The organism is Sphingopyxis sp. 10G20-10, from assembly GCF_057365075.1.
Genome location: NZ_CP195117.1, coordinates 863,634 through 881,030 on the forward strand (window position 1 = coordinate 863,634; position 17,397 = coordinate 881,030).

At 59.2% G+C, this 17,397-nt stretch carries 19 protein-coding genes; 11 read left to right on the plus strand and 8 right to left on the minus strand.

Features of this window, described 5'->3' with window-relative positions; all coding sequences use genetic code 11:
• Positions 1-4 precede the first annotated feature (4 nt).
• Positions 5-568, plus strand: coding sequence for a DUF2585 domain-containing protein (locus ACR3XE_RS04295; protein ID WP_473698839.1), 564 nt, complete (start codon positions 5-7; stop codon positions 566-568).
• Between the two features lie 3 nt (positions 569-571).
• Here the strand turns inward: ACR3XE_RS04295 and ACR3XE_RS04300 are convergent, their stop codons facing one another.
• Genes ACR3XE_RS04300 through ACR3XE_RS04315 form a run of 4 tightly spaced genes read right to left on the minus strand, consistent with a single transcriptional unit; the run spans position 572 to position 3,168 of the window.
• Positions 572-961 (minus strand): hypothetical protein, encoded by a 390-nt coding sequence (locus ACR3XE_RS04300; protein WP_473698838.1) that lies wholly within the window; start codon positions 959-961, stop codon positions 572-574.
• Positions 958-2,376, minus strand: coding sequence for a class II fumarate hydratase (gene fumC / locus ACR3XE_RS04305; RefSeq protein ID WP_473698837.1), 1,419 nt, complete (start codon positions 2,374-2,376; stop codon positions 958-960). Before fumC ends, ACR3XE_RS04300 begins: the two co-directional genes overlap by 4 nt.
• Positions 2,373-2,684: a hypothetical protein gene (locus ACR3XE_RS04310; protein ID WP_473698836.1), complete on the minus strand. Its 312-nt coding sequence runs from the start codon at positions 2,682-2,684 to the stop codon at positions 2,373-2,375. Before ACR3XE_RS04310 ends, fumC begins: the two co-directional genes overlap by 4 nt.
• A gap of 4 nt (positions 2,685-2,688) precedes the next feature.
• A complete protein-coding gene (locus tag ACR3XE_RS04315) occupies positions 2,689-3,168 on the minus strand; it encodes an SspB family protein (protein ID WP_473698835.1) in 480 nt (159 codons plus the stop codon).
• Positions 3,169-3,253: 85 nt separating this feature from the next.
• On the opposite strand from ACR3XE_RS04315, the gene hisB reads away from it, so the two are divergent.
• From hisB to hisF, 4 genes are all read left to right on the plus strand, one after another.
• On the plus strand, positions 3,254-3,841 hold the full coding sequence (gene hisB, locus ACR3XE_RS04320; RefSeq protein WP_473698834.1) for an imidazoleglycerol-phosphate dehydratase HisB: 588 nt from the start codon (positions 3,254-3,256) through the stop codon (positions 3,839-3,841).
• An 11-nt stretch (positions 3,842-3,852) separates the two neighbouring features.
• Positions 3,853-4,470: an imidazole glycerol phosphate synthase subunit HisH gene (gene hisH, locus ACR3XE_RS04325; RefSeq protein ID WP_473698833.1), complete on the plus strand. Its 618-nt coding sequence runs from the start codon at positions 3,853-3,855 to the stop codon at positions 4,468-4,470.
• Between the two features lie 145 nt (positions 4,471-4,615).
• Positions 4,616-5,344 carry a 1-(5-phosphoribosyl)-5-[(5-phosphoribosylamino)methylideneamino]imidazole-4-carboxamide isomerase gene (gene hisA / locus ACR3XE_RS04330; protein WP_473698832.1) on the plus strand — a complete coding sequence of 243 codons (729 nt, stop codon included), beginning with the start codon at positions 4,616-4,618 and terminating at the stop codon, positions 5,342-5,344.
• 4 nt (positions 5,345-5,348) lie between these two features.
• Positions 5,349-6,113, plus strand: coding sequence for an imidazole glycerol phosphate synthase subunit HisF (hisF, locus tag ACR3XE_RS04335; protein WP_473698831.1), 765 nt, complete (start codon positions 5,349-5,351; stop codon positions 6,111-6,113).
• On the opposite strand, the gene ACR3XE_RS04340 is transcribed toward hisF, so the two are convergent.
• Entirely contained in the window at positions 6,100-7,236 is a 1,137-nt protein-coding gene (locus ACR3XE_RS04340) for a beta-ketoacyl-ACP synthase III (protein ID WP_473698830.1), read from the minus strand. The two genes, hisF and ACR3XE_RS04340, sit on opposite strands and share 14 nt — an antisense overlap.
• A gap of 192 nt (positions 7,237-7,428) precedes the next feature.
• Here ACR3XE_RS04340 and ACR3XE_RS04345 point away from each other — a divergent pair, with 192 nt between their 5' ends.
• Complete coding sequence (locus ACR3XE_RS04345) at positions 7,429-7,980, plus strand: hypothetical protein (protein WP_473698829.1); 552 nt, start codon at positions 7,429-7,431, stop codon at positions 7,978-7,980.
• A 21-nt stretch (positions 7,981-8,001) separates the two neighbouring features.
• Here ACR3XE_RS04345 and ACR3XE_RS04350 read toward each other — a convergent pair whose 3' ends face one another.
• Complete coding sequence (locus tag ACR3XE_RS04350) at positions 8,002-8,931, minus strand: LysR family transcriptional regulator (protein ID WP_473698828.1); 930 nt, start codon at positions 8,929-8,931, stop codon at positions 8,002-8,004.
• Positions 8,932-9,013: 82 nt separating this feature from the next.
• Between ACR3XE_RS04350 and ACR3XE_RS04355 the strand changes: the two genes are divergently transcribed.
• The 5 genes from ACR3XE_RS04355 to ACR3XE_RS04375 all read left to right on the plus strand — a co-directional run bounded on the left by ACR3XE_RS04355 (position 9,014) and on the right by ACR3XE_RS04375 (position 15,288).
• A complete protein-coding gene (locus ACR3XE_RS04355; RefSeq protein ID WP_473698827.1) occupies positions 9,014-9,355 on the plus strand; it encodes a hypothetical protein in 342 nt (113 codons plus the stop codon).
• A gap of 137 nt (positions 9,356-9,492) precedes the next feature.
• Positions 9,493-10,083, plus strand: coding sequence for a flavin reductase family protein (locus tag ACR3XE_RS04360; RefSeq protein WP_486185936.1), 591 nt, complete (start codon positions 9,493-9,495; stop codon positions 10,081-10,083).
• Between the two features lie 357 nt (positions 10,084-10,440).
• Positions 10,441-10,608, plus strand: coding sequence for a DUF736 family protein (locus ACR3XE_RS04365; RefSeq protein ID WP_473700364.1), 168 nt, complete (start codon positions 10,441-10,443; stop codon positions 10,606-10,608).
• A gap of 472 nt (positions 10,609-11,080) precedes the next feature.
• On the plus strand, positions 11,081-12,853 hold the full coding sequence (locus ACR3XE_RS04370; RefSeq protein ID WP_473698826.1) for a CRTAC1 family protein: 1,773 nt from the start codon (positions 11,081-11,083) through the stop codon (positions 12,851-12,853).
• A gap of 71 nt (positions 12,854-12,924) precedes the next feature.
• On the plus strand, positions 12,925-15,288 hold the full coding sequence (locus ACR3XE_RS04375; protein WP_473698825.1) for an alpha-amylase family protein: 2,364 nt from the start codon (positions 12,925-12,927) through the stop codon (positions 15,286-15,288).
• Positions 15,289-15,323: 35 nt separating this feature from the next.
• Here ACR3XE_RS04375 and ACR3XE_RS04380 read toward each other — a convergent pair whose 3' ends face one another.
• Positions 15,324-16,307: an SDR family oxidoreductase gene (locus ACR3XE_RS04380; RefSeq protein ID WP_473698824.1), complete on the minus strand. Its 984-nt coding sequence runs from the start codon at positions 16,305-16,307 to the stop codon at positions 15,324-15,326.
• Between the two features lie 39 nt (positions 16,308-16,346).
• Complete coding sequence (locus tag ACR3XE_RS04385; RefSeq protein ID WP_486185937.1) at positions 16,347-17,396, minus strand: formylglycine-generating enzyme family protein; 1,050 nt, start codon at positions 17,394-17,396, stop codon at positions 16,347-16,349.
• Position 17,397: the final 1 nt, after the last annotated feature.

The window sequence follows — 17,397 nt, forward strand, 5'->3', positions numbered from 1 at the left end:
TGGCATGGCAGGAATTTCGCGCAAGGGTTGGGGACTCGCGGCGGCGATGCTGCTCGCGTTGGCGCTCATCCTGTTTGCGATGGGCCGCCCGCCCATCTGTCCGTGCGGAACGGTCAGCCTGTGGCATGGCGTTGTTCAGTCGAACCAGAACAGTCAGCAATTGAGCGACTGGTATAGTTTCAGCCACATCATCCACGGCTTCATCTTCTTTGGCCTGTCGCGCTGGCTGCTCTCGCGCCAACCCTTATGGGTCGCACTCATCCTCGCGCTTGGGATAGAGGGGGCGTGGGAAATTTTGGAAAATTCGAGCGTCATCATCGACCGCTATCGCGAAGTCACCATGGCCTATGGCTATAGCGGCGATTCGATTCTCAATTCGGTGAGCGATGCGGCGTTCATGATGCTGGGTTTTGTCGCCGCCAGCCGGATGCGCTGGTGGCAGACGGTGGGGATCGCCATTACGTTCGAGCTTTTCACGCTTTTGGCGATCCGCGACAATCTGACGCTGAATGTGCTGATGCTGGTATCGCCTATAGAAGCGGTCAGGGACTGGCAGGCCGGAGGCTGACCTTTAGTGAATCGCGGTCCCGTTGACCGTCTTGCGCAGCGGGATCGCCGGGGGCAGGGCATCGCCGATGCTGGCACCGTCAGGGGCGGATTGGCCGGTTCCTGTATAGCTATCAACAACATCTGCGTTGCGAATTTTGTCCTCTACAGAGGCTATGGCCTTTCTGGCTTCGCGTTCCTGGGCATGGTCGGCCCATTTTTTGGTCAGATAGGCAGCCGCTGCTGTTGCAGCAAGAAAGGCGTAGCGTTGCGGAAACAGGCGGCGCGCGGCAAATAGGGTGCCCGCGCCAATAATCGTCCCGGCAATGCGATGATTGCCGTGGCTTTTGGCGATGTTGCCGCCGATGATTCCACTGATGATCCGTCCAAGCATTTCCTGTTTCACCTCGGTCATTCAACGCCTCCTTCGTCTGTCGGTTCCGGCCCCAGCATGTTTTCAGGCCGGACCATCCGGTCAAATGTCGCCGCATCGACCAATTCGAGGGCCAGTGCGGCCTCGCGTAACGTCAACCCCTGATCCAGCGCGTGTTTGGCGATCTTGGCGGCCTTGTCATAGCCGATTTCGGGCGCCAGCGCCGTCACAAGCATCAGCGATCGGTCGACAAGTTCGGCGATACGGTCGCGGTTGGGTTCGATGCCTGCGACACAATGGTCGGCGAAGCCGGTCATGCCGATGCTTAGCAACTCGATGGATCGTAGCACATTTGCGCCAATGAGGGGCTTGAAAACATTGAGGTCAAGCTGACCCTGCATCCCGCCAATGGTCACAGCCTGATGATTACCAATCACCTGCGCGGCCACCATCGTCAGCATTTCGCATTGGGTCGGGTTGACCTTACCCGGCATGATCGAGCTGCCCGGTTCGTTGGCGGGCAGGTTGAGTTCCCCAAGCCCGGCGCGTGGCCCCGACCCCAACAAGCGAATATCATTGGCAATTTTGGTGAGAGAGACCGCCAGCGTGTTGAGCCGCCCCGACAGGTCAACCAGAACATCATGGCTGGCCAAGGCTTCGAACTTGTTGGGCGCGGTGGTAAAGGTCAGCCCGGTTACTGCCGACATTTCGCGGGCGAAGTCCGTGTCGAAATCTTGCGGAGCGTTCAGACCGGTGCCGACCGCTGTCCCGCCCTGCGCCAGCCGTGTGATCGCCTGTTCGACCATCGGTTCGGTCCGGATCCGGCACAGGCGAAGCTGCGCATAATAGCCAGAAAATTCCTGCCCCAAAGTCATCGGCGTCGCGTCTTGCAAATGGGTGCGACCGATTTTGACAATATCGTTCCACGCCGTCGCCTTGGCGAGCAGCAAATCCTCCAGCTTGCGGAGTGCCGGCATCAAACCCTTTGTCATCGCCAGCGTCACCGCCACGTGCATCGCGGTCGGGAAACTGTCGTTCGACGACTGGCTTTTGTTGACATGATCGTTCGGATGCACCGGCGTCTTGCCACCGCGCTGTCCGCTCAAAACCTCGTTGGCGATGCCGGCGATCACCTCGTTGACGTTCATATTACTCTGGGTGCCGCTGCCGGTTTGCCAGATGGCGAGCGGGAACTGGTCGTCATATTCACCCGCCGCGACAGCCGCCGCCGCCGCCTCGATCGCATCGGCCAGCACCGGTTCGAGCCCGTGCTTGCGATTGACCCGCGCGGCTGCCCATTTGACCAGCGCTAGCGCGTGGACAATCGCAATCGGCATATGCTCATGTGGCGGAAAGGCGAAATTGTGGCGACTGCGTTCGGTCTGCGCGCCCCAATAGGTGTCGGCAGGAACCTCGATGTCGCCCAGCGAATCGCTTTCGATGCGGGTGGAGGTCATGTCAGCAACATCCGGACGATCAGCGCCGCGATGGCCCAGATCATTCCGACCAGCCCCAACAATTGCCAATAGCCCTTTTCGCCAATTCTTCGCCGAAACCAGGCGGCGCCCAGCCAACCCATCACCAGCGCCGGTGTCAAAACCAACAGGCTGAACCGCAACAGGCCATCCGCAATCTGTCCGATGACGCGGTCGCCGTCATGCAGCGCGCTTCCCTCGACACCCCACCAAAAGGCGGCGGTTAATATGACCATGCCGGCCAAGGCCCAATATTGCCAGAATCGCGTCGGAGGCCAGAGCTTGGCCATATCGTTACCGCTTCTTGCCGAAATCCACCGTCACGACATTGGAGCCATCGTCGCTGGTCGCGGGTGGATGGTCATTTTCGGCTTCGTCATGGGGTTCGGGATCGGCGCTGTCGTCACTGACCTGAAATTGCAGCCCAAAATCGACCGACGGATCGACGAACGCCGAAATTGCAGCATAGGGAATGGTCAGGATCGACGGGGTCTGATTGAACGACAGGCCGACACTGAAAAAATCATCCTCGACCGTCAGATCCCAAAAACGGTTCTGGAGCACGATCGTCATTTCATCAGGAAATTTGGCGGTCAAATGCGCCGGAATATCAACCCCCGGGGCCTGAGTTTTAAAGGTGATATAGAAATGATGCTCGCCCGGCAGGCTTTCATAGCCAACAATCTGGCGCAGCACGCGGCCAACCACGGCGCGCAGGGCATCCTGTACGATTTCGTCATAGGGAATCAGGCTGTCTTGGACTTCGTCGCTCATTCTGCGGGGATGAACGGGGACGGCGCAGGGGTCAAGAGGGGACAGGCGCCTTGCGCCGCGAAAAGTGAGTGCTATGGGAAGCGCCATGAGAACCGCCGAAGTCCAGCGCACAACGCGCGAAACCGACATTGCCATCACCGTTAATCTGGACGGCACGGGCGATTATGCCGTTTCGACCGGGATCGGCTTCCTCGACCATATGGTCGAACAATTGTCGCGCCATTCGCTGATCGACATAAAGATGACGGTCAAGGGCGACCTTCACATCGACCAGCATCACACGGTCGAGGACAGCGCGCTGGCACTGGGCGAGGCGGTGTTAAAGGCGCTGGGCGATAAGCGCGGCATCGCGCGCTATGGCGAGGCGCACTCGCCGATGGACGAGACACTGACCCGCTGCGCCATCGATATTTCGGGACGTCCCTTTTGCGTGTGGAAATCGGGGTTCACCCAGCAGCGCCTCGGCGAAATGGACACCGAGCTGTTCCCACACTGGTTTGCCAGCTTTGCCCAAGCAGCCGGAATCACGCTGCATCTGGAAACGCTCTATGGCGACAATAATCATCATATCGCCGAAAGCAGTTACAAAGCGCTCGCCCGCGCGCTCCGGCAAGCGGTCGAAATCGACCCGCGCAAAGGCGATGCGATTCCCAGCACCAAGGGGGTGCTCTAGGTTCCAAAGCCATGGCTGAAACCATCGCTCTTATCGACTATGGCGCGGGCAATCTGCGCTCGGTTCATAATGCCTTGCTGGCTGCGGGTGCTGCGCATGTCGATGTGACGGCCGATCCAGAAGTGGTGGTACGCGCTGATCGGATCATATTGCCGGGTGTCGGTGCCTTTTCTGCCTGCATGAATGGTCTGTCCGCCATCGGCGGGCTGGTTGCGGCAATCGAACAGCGCGTCCGTGGCGACGCTGTTCCCTTTCTGGGCATTTGCGTCGGGATGCAGTTGCTCGCCGATGCGGGGGAAGAGCATGGCCGTTCACCGGGGCTCGGCTGGATTGGCGGCACCGTGAAGCCTTTTACCCCCGCGCCCGATTTGCGCATCCCGCATATGGGCTGGAATGATGTGACCCCGTCGGCTGAGCAGCCGGTGATCGCTGCCGGTGAAGCCTATTTCCTCCACGGCTATCATTTTACAGTCAACGACGAAGCAGAGGTGATGGCGACCAGCGATCATGGCGGAGCCTTTGTGGCCGCCGTCGGGCGCGACAACATCATCGGGGTGCAATTTCACCCTGAGAAAAGCCAAGGCTATGGCCTCCGCACGCTTGAAAGGTTTTTGAAGTGGCGGCCGTAGTTCACGCCCGCTCTTTCAGGGGAGGGCAGCGAGACTCGGCAGCTTGCTGCCTAGTTGCAGCGGGTGGGGGCCTTTGGTCTTGCTCCACCTCGATAGCCCCCACCCCAACCCCTCCCCTGAAGGGGAGGGGCTTTAGGAACATGCCATGACCCTGACGATCTTCCCTGCCATCGACCTGAAGGTTGGCCAAGTCGTGCGGCTGGCCGAGGGCGACATGGATCGCGCCACCATTTATGGCGACGATCCGGCGGCACAGGCGCGGCTGTTCGCCGACGCGGGGGCGACGCATCTGCACGTCGTCGATCTCGACGGGGCCTTTGCCGGTGCCAGCGTCAATGGCGGCGCGGTCGAAAATATTGTCGCCGCCTTTCCCGGCAAGGTGCAGGTCGGCGGCGGCATCCGCGACCGCGCCGGCGTTGACCGCTGGCTCGCCCTGGGCGTCGACCGGGTGATTATCGGCACGGCGGCACTCAAAGACCCCGAATTCGTCAAATCAGCGGCGCGCGACCTGCCCGGGCGGATCATCGTCGGGGTCGATGCCCGCGACGGCATGGTCGCGACCGAGGGATGGGCCGATGTGTCCGACGTGCGCGTCGAGGATCTGGCCCGCCGGTTCGAGGATGCTGGCGTTTCGGCCTTGCTGTTCACCGATGTCGGTCGCGACGGGTTGCTCAAAGGCTGCAATGTCGCGGCGACAGTGGCGCTGGCGCAGGCGGTCGATATTCCCGTGATCGCCAGCGGCGGCGTGGCCGACATAAGCGATATTCACGCGCTGCGTGTCCATGTAGCCGATGGTATCGAAGGCGTGATTACCGGGCGGGCGCTTTATGACGGGCGGCTCGATCTGGCCGAAGCGATTGCGGTGGGGCGCTGATAGGATGACCGTCCGCGTCCGCGTCATTCCCTGCCTCGACGTTGCCGACGGGCGCGTAGTCAAAGGCGTCAATTTCGTTGATCTGCGCGATGCCGGTGATCCGGTCGAGGCGGCGCGCGCCTATGACGCGGCGGGCGCGGACGAGCTTTGCTTTCTGGACATTTCGGCCAGCCATCAGGGGCGAGGCACTTTGCTCGATATGGTCAGCCGCACCGCTGCCGTTTGCTTTATGCCGCTGACCGTAGGCGGCGGCGTGCGCAGCGCCGAGGATGCGCGCGCGCTATTGCTCGCCGGGGCCGACAAGGTGGCGGTGAACAGCGCGGCGGTGGCGCGGCCCGAACTGATGGCCGATATTGCTGACCGTTTCGGCAGCCAATGTGCGGTGGGCAGCATTGATGCGCGGTGTGTGGCCGATGGCCGCTGGGAAATTTTCACCCATGGCGGGCGCACAGCCACCGGCGTCGATGCCGTTGCCCATGCGGTGCGGCTTACCAACCTTGGCGCGGGCGAACTGCTGGTCACAAGCATGGACCGTGACGGGACCAAAGACGGCTATGATCTGGCGCTGACCCGCGCCATCGCCGATGCGGTGACGGTGCCGGTGATCGCCAGTGGCGGGGTCGGCAATCTCGATCATCTGGTCGACGGAGTCGTCAAAGGCGGAGCCAGCGCCGTACTCGCGGCGTCAATCTTCCATTTCGGCGAAGCGACGATTGCTGAGGCGCACGCGCGGCTGGCGGAAGCGGGATTGCCGGTCAGGTCTTCCTGACGAACACCGTGCCCGCGCTATAGCCCGCACCGAACGAGCAGATCAGCCCCGTATCGCCCGCAGCCATATCATCATGATGGAGATGGAAAGCGATGATCGACCCTGCGCTGGACGTATTGCCATAGGTGTCGAGCACCGTCGGGCTTTCGTCGGCGCTTGCTTCGTGACCGAGGACGCGATGCGCGATCAGGCGGTTCATATTGGTGTTCGCTTGGTGCAGCCACAGGCGGCGCATATCGGTTCCGGTCAGACCCAGTTTTTCCATATGATCGACGATCACATTGGCAACCATCGGCACCACTTCCTTGAACACTTTGCGCCCTTCCTGGACAAAGAGTTTGTCGGTGCGCGGGCTGTCCTGTTCGATGTCGCCGTGGGCGCGGTTGAGGAAGCCGAAATTGTTGCGGATGTTGTTGGAGTAAACCGTTTTGAGCCGTGTGCCGAGAATGTCCCAATGCCCAGCCGGTGCGATGTCCTTGTCCTCGACCAAGATCGCTGTGGCCACATCGCCAAAGATGAAATGGCTGTCACGGTCGCGCCAGTTCAAATGGCCCGAGCAGATTTCAGGGTTCACCACCAACACGCTTTGGGCGTGTCCGGCGCGGATATAATCGGCGGCGGTCTGGATACCAAAGGTCGCTGATGAACAGGCAACATTCATGTCGAAACCAAAACCGTCGATGCCCAGCGCGTCCTGAATTTCGACCGCCATTGCGGGATAAGGGCGTTGCATGTTCGATGCCGCGCACAACACCGCATCGACTTCAGCCGCGTCACGTCCGGCGCGAGCAAGCGCATCCTTTGCCGCAGCCACGCCGATTTCAGCCAGCACCGAAATCTCGTCATTGCTGCGTTCGGCGAAGCGCGGCGCCATATGCGCCGGGTCAAGGATGCCCGCCTTGTCGACCACAAAGCGCGACCCGATGCCGCTGGCCTTTTCGATAAACTCGACACTGCTTTCAACCAGTTCGGTCACATCGCCCGCGGCAATCGCAGCAGCATTGTCCCGATTATAGGTCGCGACATAGCGGTTGAAGCTCGCGACCAATTCTTCGTTGGTGATATGTTCCGCGGGGGTAAACAGGCCGGTCGCGGAGATAACCGGCTGGGGCATGTGCGACATTGGGCGGTCCCTCATGGTGCCGTTGGAATCAGGGCATGATGATTAGTCTGGCCAACGCAACCGCGCAACGCCCCTCGGCCATATGAACAGGTGCCAACGGCATGGTTAACGTGTCGCTAACCCCTTTTATGCCACATATTGGCGTGCAGGCCCTGGGGGATGGTTCTCCGGGTGCCGAGCGGGAGCACGAGAATGGCGACGCGTTCAGGACCAGCAGCGGGCGATCTGGCTTTGGCCGAGATCAAGGAATTCGCAAGCTTTCCAGCGGCCACCCAACGCTATATCCGTCGGTCACTCGACATCGGGCTGGAGCGCGACGACGCGATCGAGCGTTGGTCGCGCGACATGATCGAAGAAACCGCGATCCGCGTGCAGGCCCGCGTCTATCAACGCCTTCTCGATATTCGGGCGCAAATTCCGGATGATAGTGGCCTCGATGCCCTTGAACAATTTATGGCACCGCTGATTGCGGTGTCGGCCTTTGATCTGGGTCAGGACCGCTTGCCGAGCTTTGCCGCCTATCGCTTTCTGTATGAGCGGCTGCTCGGTGCCCATGCGCGGCCGTGGCTGCCTGGGGCTTTCTGTGCCGCCGCGTCGCTGCCGCACCTGCACCCCGACAAGCGCCGCGTGTTGTTGCAATCGATCAGCGAATCCGCTGCAACCGCGCCCGGTTGGTCGGGCCGTGAGCCGAGCTTTTTCCCCGAATGGGTGGAAAAGATCGACGTCACCAAACCGGCAAACTGAATCGCCGATAGTGGTGCAAGACTAATGGCCGATCAGGCCGCGTGCGAGCTGATCGCGGACAAAATCGATAAAAGCGCGCAATTTCGGCATCACCTGGGTGCGGCTGGGGTAATATAGGCATAACCCCGACGTCGATGTCGCCTGTTCAACCAGCACCAATTCCATATCGCCGTTTGCAACATGCATTTTGGCCGTCGGCTCGGCCAGCATACCAAGCGCAACTCCCGAGCGGATGGCGACGACAAGCGCGGCAAAATCGTTGACGATCAGCGGCCCTGACACTGGAATATCTACTTCGCGGTTCCCCGTCATAAAGGTCCACGGCATCATGCCGCCCGCCGTCATGCGCATCCGGATACAATGATGGTCGCGTAAATCCTCTGGCGTCTTTGGGCGGCCATGTTTTTCGAAATAAGCGGGCGCGCCAGCGACAACAAAACGAAACGGTTCGGTCAGCCGGACTGCGATCATGTCGGCATCGAGCGATTCACTCATCCGTACCCCGGCGTCAAAGCCATTTTTGGACAGGTCGGAAAATCCGTCATCGCCAAAGATTTCAAGCTCGATGTCGGGATAAGCCTCACAAAAGCCTGCCAATATGGGTTCGAACAAGGGCTGGATGGCGCCGCGCATCAGATTGATCCGCAAACGGCCCGCTGGTCGACTACCCAGATTGCGTGCCGCTTCATAAGCGTTGGCAAGCCCTAGATAGGCGGGGGCGGCCCGTTCAAGAAACTGCTCGCCCGCCTGCGTCAGTCCCACGCTGCGGGTCGTTCGCATGAACAAGGGCGCCCCGACGCGGGCCTCTAACCCTTTGATTGTCTGACTAATTGCCGAGGGCGACACCCCCAGATCATGGGCTGCGGCAGAGAAGCTGCGCCGCTCCGCCACGCGCAGGAAAGCCTCTATCCCGTCCAGTGCCCCATGGGGGATTGTTAAATCCTGCTTCATAGCACTTGCAGATTATATGGGATTATCTATATGCGCAAGCGCGCCTAAATAGGTTGCACAACGAAACGAAAGGACCTCTCCCATGACTGCCAACTTTAAAGCTTTTCGCTCTTTCCCCTCCGCCTTTGCCGTTGTTGCGGCTTCGGTTTTCGCCTTCTCCGGCCTCGTGGCTTCGACGTCGCCTGCTTATGCCATGGCTAACAGCGGTGACTATCGCTGCGCCGCACTGGTCGAACAAGCTCGCGCCGCTGCTGACACCGTCGAAGGTGGCAAGCAATCGGATGCCCAGCGTTTCATCGCCACCGGCCTGAAGCTCTGCGAAGCCGGCAATGAACGCGCCGCCGCCAAACAATTCCGCGCTGCGCTGAAAATTGCTGGTGTCGCCGAAGTTAAGGACGACGGTAGCCGCATGGCTGCACGCTAAACGTCAAGGCAACATACTCCGATCCGTCCTCTCCCCTCTCCCGACGGGTCCCACGACTGGGGCGGCACCAATGTGCCGCCCCATTTTGTATCTGCGGCTGGCGTGGTCAGGCGGAGATTTGATTGAAGGGGACGCCCTTGTCGGGGGGGGGGCTGCGGCAGGCCGAAGCCCGCATCGACGCGCTCGGGGCGCACCTGATCGACTTCCTCGAACGCCGCGCGCCGCGCGGCTCCCCGGAGTTTCGTGCCGGGTCCGATGCGCGAACCTTTCGCGATGCGCTCGGTTGCTTTGCGACCGGCGTAACGATTGTGACCGCCATGGGGGCCGACGGAAAGCCGATCGGGCTGACCGCGAACAGCTTTACGTCAGTGTCGCTCGACCCGCCGTTGCTGCTGGTTTGCATAGCCAATAATTCGGGCAGCGCGGCCTGTTTGCGCGAAGCCGAACGCTTCGCCGTCAATGTGCTTCAGATCGGGCAACAGCCCGCCTCCAACCGCTTCGCCGGTAAAGGCGAAGATCGCTTTGCCGCAACCCCGTGGGAGGTTGGCGAATTTGGCACACCAGTGCTGACCGGATCGCTCAGCAGCTTTGAATGTGCGAGCGATGCCGTGCACGAGGGCGGCGACCATTTCATCCTCGTCGGTCGTGTCCTCAAAGCCATATTCGAACCGCGCCGCGACCCGCTGCTCTATTTTCGCGGGAAATATCGGAAACTGCATTTTGCTTGACGGTCAATAAGTCAAGTTTGGCACGGATTTGGACATTATCTCAACCCAACAACCGGTTCAGATTCAGAAAATTCCCTGACATGCACATGTTGACATGCAGGAGGCCGTCCAACCCGATCGGCGGTGGTATATTTTAGCCTCGCCATTCTGGATTGAGTTATCTAACTTCCACCTGGGGAATGGGGGGACATATCTTCGTCGCATCGGCGTTTCAAAAGCGTCAATCGTCAAGGCGTCGCAACAAATGAGCGCACACTGGCACTGGCAAGCCTTGCCAGAGGTCGCATGTTTGCACGGTTTTCCCTGCAAGCGATGACCTTCCATGGCGTCTAGCCTGACTAATTCGAAGGCGTCGACATCGGCGCGGGCTGGATCCTCACCGGAGAAGCTTCGGGCAAGTACTATGTATCGTTGAGCCTTGCCGCTCCCGAGTTCGGGCCGCGTCGGTTTTATGCCAACTTAGACCGGGCTGCCGGGCAGTGCGTAGAGGATTGCTATGCGCTCATCTGGTACCCCGCTGACTGAGGCGACGCGGGGCTTTCTGCATATCCTCTCCATCAAGACCAGATGGGCGGAGAGGAAAGTTCGCTATCAGCTGGCTTGTCTCGTGTCAGTCCAACGGTTGAAGTGGCGAGCTAATGCAATGTTCTGCTACGCTGACTGCATCTCGGTGAAGTCTGAGGGAATTATTTTGGGGCGCTCCTTTGGGAGCCTTGTATGCGAACATTTAAAAAGCTCGTGCTTTTCAAGCATTTTAATGATTTTGGGCACAGGGCCTGTATGAAAATTGCAAACATATGATGTTACTGCTACACGGTCTCTGAATGAGGCAATCGAGCCTCTTGATGGAGAGACATTGATGCTGCGATGGCCTGGAAGCGTTGATATTTCAGCGATCTTGAAGATGTTTGGTGGTGCTTTGGCTGCGGTGGCGGGTGCGTCGAATCCGGCTGCTCAAGCGCGTGATGTGGACCCGGGCGGCGCTGGGCCTAGAACAATGTTCGTTGCGATAGACGATGCCATTCCGTTCGAAAATGAACGCCGGCAAAAATGGGACAGCCCTGTCATCGCCGACGTCGATCAGGACGGACGGCCGGATCTGATCATTACCGAACATGGCAGAAGTCTTGCAATCTATTGGAATGAGGGAGATGGAAAGTTCAGCCGGGCACATCGGATTGCCGGGGGTGACCTGCACGGGCTTGCAGCGGCTGACTTCGACCGAGACGGCGTGATGGATGTTGTCGTCGCACAGGGTGGAGGCGACGGTGCCAATCCGCGCCGCCCGTTGCATCTGCGAATCGACCGTAACCGGACAGTCGTTTCGCGCGATAGCTTCGATTATTTCGAAAAGGGGCGTGGACGTGCGGTGAAATTTGTCGATGTCGGCAATGACGGGCTGCTCGATCTAGTCGTAACCGGCTTTCCAACCGCGGACCAACAGGACGGTGCCAATCACCTCTATCGAAATGTCACGGAAGAGAAACTCGATTTCGCAGCGACGTTACCGCAGGCAAAATGGCTCGGCTACCGTGTCGCAATAACCGATTTTGATGGCGATGACCGCGCGGACATGCTTCTGTATGGTGGCGCGAACATGGTTGCTCTTCGCGGTGACGGCGAGGGCGGGTTCACCGATGCGAGCAATGCTATCCTCGGAGCGCTTGCGGACACGAGCGACGTTGCGAATGTTGCACAGATCGATTTCGATAATGACGGCGATCTTGATCTGTTCCTGACGCGTGCCGAGCATCAATTTGACCTCGAATCATATTATGACCCCGAGAGTCGTACCTTTGCCTTCATCAGCTTTCGCAAGCCATTCATGCATGAGATCAAAAATGTCGTGGGCGACCTCCAGATAGAAAATTTGCAACGCACCTATCCCCATTATGACATTTATCTTGGTAAGGAACGCACGAAGCTTGCCGACGTGAGTGATCGTCACGCAGGTCGTGATCTCTCGATCTCCCCTGACGATGCCGCAGGCTGGCCTGAAGGGACAACAGAGGGCGGGCTCTACATTGGTTACCTCGGAAACGGCGTATGGCGGATCGGCGGCCAGGTGCAGTCGCGGCTCGCTGCCGCCATACATGGAGTAGACATTGACGAGCCCGTTGAACCACAGCGCGCTCTTCCCGCACGCATGTTCGAAAACAGGAACGGGGTATTCGTCGACGTGACTAAGGCGATGGGCATCAATATCGACGAGCAGACGACAAGCGCGGCAGTCGGAGATTTCGACAATGACGGCTGGTCCGATATCGGGGTGCTCCGCTATGGTGACATGGCACGCGCGAACACGCATATCTTGTTGATGAACCGAGGCGGCAAGCGTTTTGAACGCGCTGTGAAGCACGGCATTCTTTCCCCCGATGTCGGCTCGACCGGCGGCGCGATCGAGACGTTTGATTATGATTCCGACGGCGCGCTCGACCTTGTTATTTCGAGCGAGCGCGGTCGCTGGCAATTGCTTCGCAACCGAACGGCAGACCCGGCAAATTTTGTCGGAGCGAGAGTTGGCAAGTCGCCTTCAGGTGAGGCGCAGGCACCGGGCGCTCTGCTGACGGTCAAAGCTTGCGGGCAAACATATTTGCGCGTGGTCGGTGCGGGATCGGCCGCTTTCTCGCAAAGTTTCAACCCTGAGCTACACATTGGGCTTGGCCAATGCAAAGCGATCGATAGCGCTGAAGTGCGTTGGACAAATGGCGAAGTTGCATCAGTTGCGCTGCGGCGTGGCGTCTATGTCAATGTCGGGAACCTAAAATGAAACTAGCGCTCAAAAGCTGTCGCCGCAGAGCGCTATTATGGACAACGTCTGCACTGCTTGGAAGTGCATTATTGGCAGGCTGCGCTGCCGATGGTGCAGTAACGGTTGCGCCGCCACAGGCCGCGGCCCCTGTTGGTCTTGAACAGTCGGCGCGTACCAAGATTAAAGCGCTCGAAAACAAGATGGCTGTTGCGAAGATGGCGGGGCATGATGTCACGCGGGAGGAGACGACCCTCTGGTTCGCGCGCGAGTATCTCAAGTTCGCCAATTGGGACGAAGCCAACCCCAAGCCGGTTGAATATGCCTTTTCAAAATTCCCTCCCTACGCCGACGATGCCGCCCGCTGGGCGCGCGAGATTCCTGATTTCCAGCGCGAACAGGTGAATCAGATGCTCGATCGCGCAATTGCCGAACTCGATCGTGTGACATCGGGTGCGATTGTCCGAAGGCCCGTCAACAAGGTCGACTGGGGAAATATCAAGGTAGGTGACAATGCCTATTTCTCAAACGGTCGCCCAATATTTCTGTACGACTATTTCTCGAAATCGGTCGGGCGTCCGCTCACCGACGACCAGATCTACAATGATTATCTTGGCGCGATCTATCACGGAGGGCAGCGTCTCTATGATGTCGATCACGATCGCGCCATCAACTCTTTCCTGCTGAAGGAGGACGGGAGCTGGGACGAGGAGCGCCTCAGTTATATCTCCGAAATTCCCGACACCAATGTCGGGTTCCTCATCTATTGGAATATGGGAATTCCCGATTGGGTCGAGCGGCGTGAGCCCGAGGTGCGCAAGGGACGCTCGCTTTTCACAGGCTATGACATCGACAATCCGCTGGCGCGTGAAGTCTGGGGGAAAATTGCCCGCAAGACTGGCGAGATGACGCGCGGCAAGAAGGTTACGCAGCTCGGCTATATTCTCTCCAACGAGCCGCACTGGTTTTCGGAGAAAGGTCATTGGAGCCAGAACTTCCAGGAGATGAACGCAATCTCCTCCTATACCCTTGCCAAGTTTCGCAGCTGGCTCGACCGGAAATATGCGGGCGACGTTGCGCGCCTCAACGTCAATTGGGGCACTTCGTTCAAGACTTTCGGTGCCGTCGAGATTGAAATCCCGATCGACCCCGCGACGCGCGGAACGCCGATCTGGTATGACTGGTCTCGCTTCAATATGGACCGCACAGTTGACTGGTTCACCTTTATTCAAGGCGAGTTGCGAAAGGCAAATCCCCGGGCTGATACCAGCATCAAGATCATGCCGAACATGTTTACAGAGAATACAAGGTCGCACGGCATCGACGTAGAGGCTCTCACCGAGCTCACATCGATGATTGGAGACGATGCGAAGGCGCAGGAGGGCAAGGATCTGCGCATCACCAAAGCGCTGCCCTGGGAAGAGCATTATTCCTATTTCTGGGAAGAGCTCAGCATGTCCTACGACTTCCTGGAATCGGTCGCGCCTGACAAGCTGCACTTCAACTCGGAATCGCACTTCCTTTCGACATCATGGTTCCGCAAGATGGACATGACTCCTGAATATGTGCGCAGCGTCTACTGGCTCGCGACGCTGCAGGGAATGGATGCCAACCTCGGCTGGTTCTGGGCGCGCGACCCCGACGGTTCATTCGAAGACCGTCTCGAGGGCGAGCTCAACTTCTTCGATCCGGCGCTTGCCGGGTCGTTTGTTGGCTCGGTTAACCAGCAACCGCAGGTCGCGAACGCGGTCACACAGGTGATGATGGACCTCAACAGCTTTTCCGAGGAAGTCATCGCGCTGCGTCAGCAGCGGCGACCAATCCGGCTATTCTATTCCGAGACGTCGGCGATCAACAAGCGCACCCATATGAGCGAGCAGTTCAACCTCTATGAAAAGCTGTTTTTCGAAGGGTTTCCAGTCGGCTTCGCTACGCGGAAGATCATTACGAAACAGGACAATCGCCAGTGGGATGCGATCATCGTTTATCGCACCGAATATGTGACCGACGCCGAGTTTGCCGCACTTCAGTCCTATCTCGATGGTGGAGGCACCGTCATTTTCGACAGTCCTCAGAGCCTGTCGATGGATGAATATGGAAAGCGACGCGCAACAAAGCTCCGCGAGAGTGCGGGCAAGCTCGTTATCATGGACGAGGGCGCCGACCTTGAAACGATCAAGCAGACGGCGCTAGAAGCCGTCAAACCCGCACTATCCGAAGTTCGCCTTGTCGAGGAGAATGGCACGTCTCACAAGGGCGTCACATGGCGCGCGGTGCGTCAGTCAGACGGCAGTTGGCTCGTCAATGCGCTCAATATAGGAAAGAATCCGGCTTCCTTGCGGCTGGAAGCGCGAAATGGACGCGCGCTCGATGCGACCAATCTTATGACGGGCAAGAAGCTGGGATCGCAATTCCCGATCGACCGCAATGGCGTGCTGTTGCTGAAGGTCGACTGACAAATAGTGCTGTCGCGGCGCCTAGGGGGCTGACCCTAATCGCGTTGGACGCGCCGTGCCGCTTCGCCAAAGGGAGTGTTGCGCAAAAAGGCGAGATGGACATCGCGGCTGACGGCATTGATCGGTGCCTGTGGATTGCCCCAGTGACCAAGCATCAGGCGCAGCGGGCGGTGACCCGCGGGGGTAGTAATGGCGCGGGCTATCGCCTCAACAACCTCTGCCGGATCGCCGGGCGGTTCGGTGATGCGACCCGACCCCATGTCTGAACTTATCGCGCCATAGCCTTCGAGGTGGGCGATGTCGGAGCGGTCCTTCAGAGCTTTCGTCAGTCGTTCGCGATTCTGCCAGAGATGGGTTGGGTAACTGCCAGGCTGGACGCAGGTCACGTCCACGCCCTGATCGGCCAGCTCGTAGGCGAGCGTATCGGACATGGCCTCGATCGCGAATTTCGTGGGACAATAATGGCCGAGCCCCGGCCAGACGAGTCGTCCTGACTGTGACGACATGTTGACGATATGGCCCCGCCGGCGCTTTCGCATCCCCGGCAAAATTGCACGGATCATGCGTTGGTAACCAAAGACATTTGTTTCATAGATTAGCCGCGTGGCTGTTATGTCCTGCGCTTCGAGTGGTCCGACAATTGCGATTCCGGCGTTGTTAATCAGGACGTCTGGTACGCCGCCAATAATGCGCTGCGCCTCGCTGACCCCGTGGGCGACGCTCATCTCGTCAAGTACGTCGATTTCTGCAATGTGAAGCGTCAGGGATTCCTTGGCGGCGATTGCACGAATTTGATCGGCTTCTGGACGCGGAAGATTGCGCATGGTGGCAATGACTGTCGCACCGGACCGTGCATAGTGCAGCGCTCCTAAATAGCCGAAGCCGCTCGAACAACCGGTGATCAGAATCGAAGTTCCGGCGAGATCCACGAGCGCGGATACCGAAGCTGAAGATGTTGTTTCGCTGCCCAAAAAGGGCGCAACCGCAGTGGCGGCGAGCAGAGAACGCCTTGAGATCATAAACATGGCCGCCGCAAAGGTGACCCGCGACGCGAGGCTTTATTTTTCATGGCTGGCCGCTTCCTCGCTGTCATAGACCAGCCGGAACCCGACATTGCTCGCACCGAGCCCCGGGTCGCGGCCGGTACGCGCAGCCGGACGATACCGCTGGCAGTAATTGGGAGCGCACAAATAGGAGCCGCCTTTCATTACACGCGAAGCATGCCCCGGATTGGCAGGGTCGAAGGCTTCGCTTTCAGAGGGGCCCTGTGGGTTACGGGCGGGTCTTTCGGGGTCGTGGCCGGGCGCATAATAATCGCTCGTCACCTCCCACACATTGCCGATCATGTCATAGAGGCCCCAATCGTTCGCAGCATAGCATCCGACCGGAGCGACGCCCCCGAAACCGTCGGTCGCGAAATCTTTGACTGGAAAAACACCTTGCCAGCTGTTCGCTTCGCTGGGCTGCGCGGTATAATTGGCATGGCCGGCGCGCGCAGCATATTCCCATTCGGCCTCGCTCGGCAAGCGTCCTCCGCGCCAGCGCGCATAAGCCTCCATGTCGGCGTAGGCGAGATGCACGACCGGTCGGTCGGGTTGGGCATCAGCGCCTTGAGGACCAAGCGGTTTGCGCCAATTCGCGCCGGGGCGATATTCCCACCAGTCCGCATAATTGTTCGACGGGCGATCGGGGGCGGTGAACACAGCGGAGCCAGGTTTGAGCATATCCGGAGGGATTGCATCGGCGGGTACCGGAAACTGAGCAGGATCAACCGGTTGTTCCGCCACCGTGACATAATTTGTGGCCGCGACGAATCGAGCAAAGGCGGCGGTTGTCACCTCGGTCCGGTCGATCCAGAAGCCGTTGACGGAGACGCTGCGCATCGGACCCTCGCCCGCATATACATCCTCCTGTCCCATCATGAAGGTTCCAGGTGCGATTCGCGCATAAGCAGGCATCGGGGATGTACATTGCCGCGCTACTGTTGCGTTGGGCCGGTGATTGGCTGGCAAGAGTGCCCAGGCACCAGCAGCGATACCGGCCAAACCTACTATACCGAGCATGGCCGTTACCATTACCCGGCGGCCAGCATGGTTTTTCATACCCATT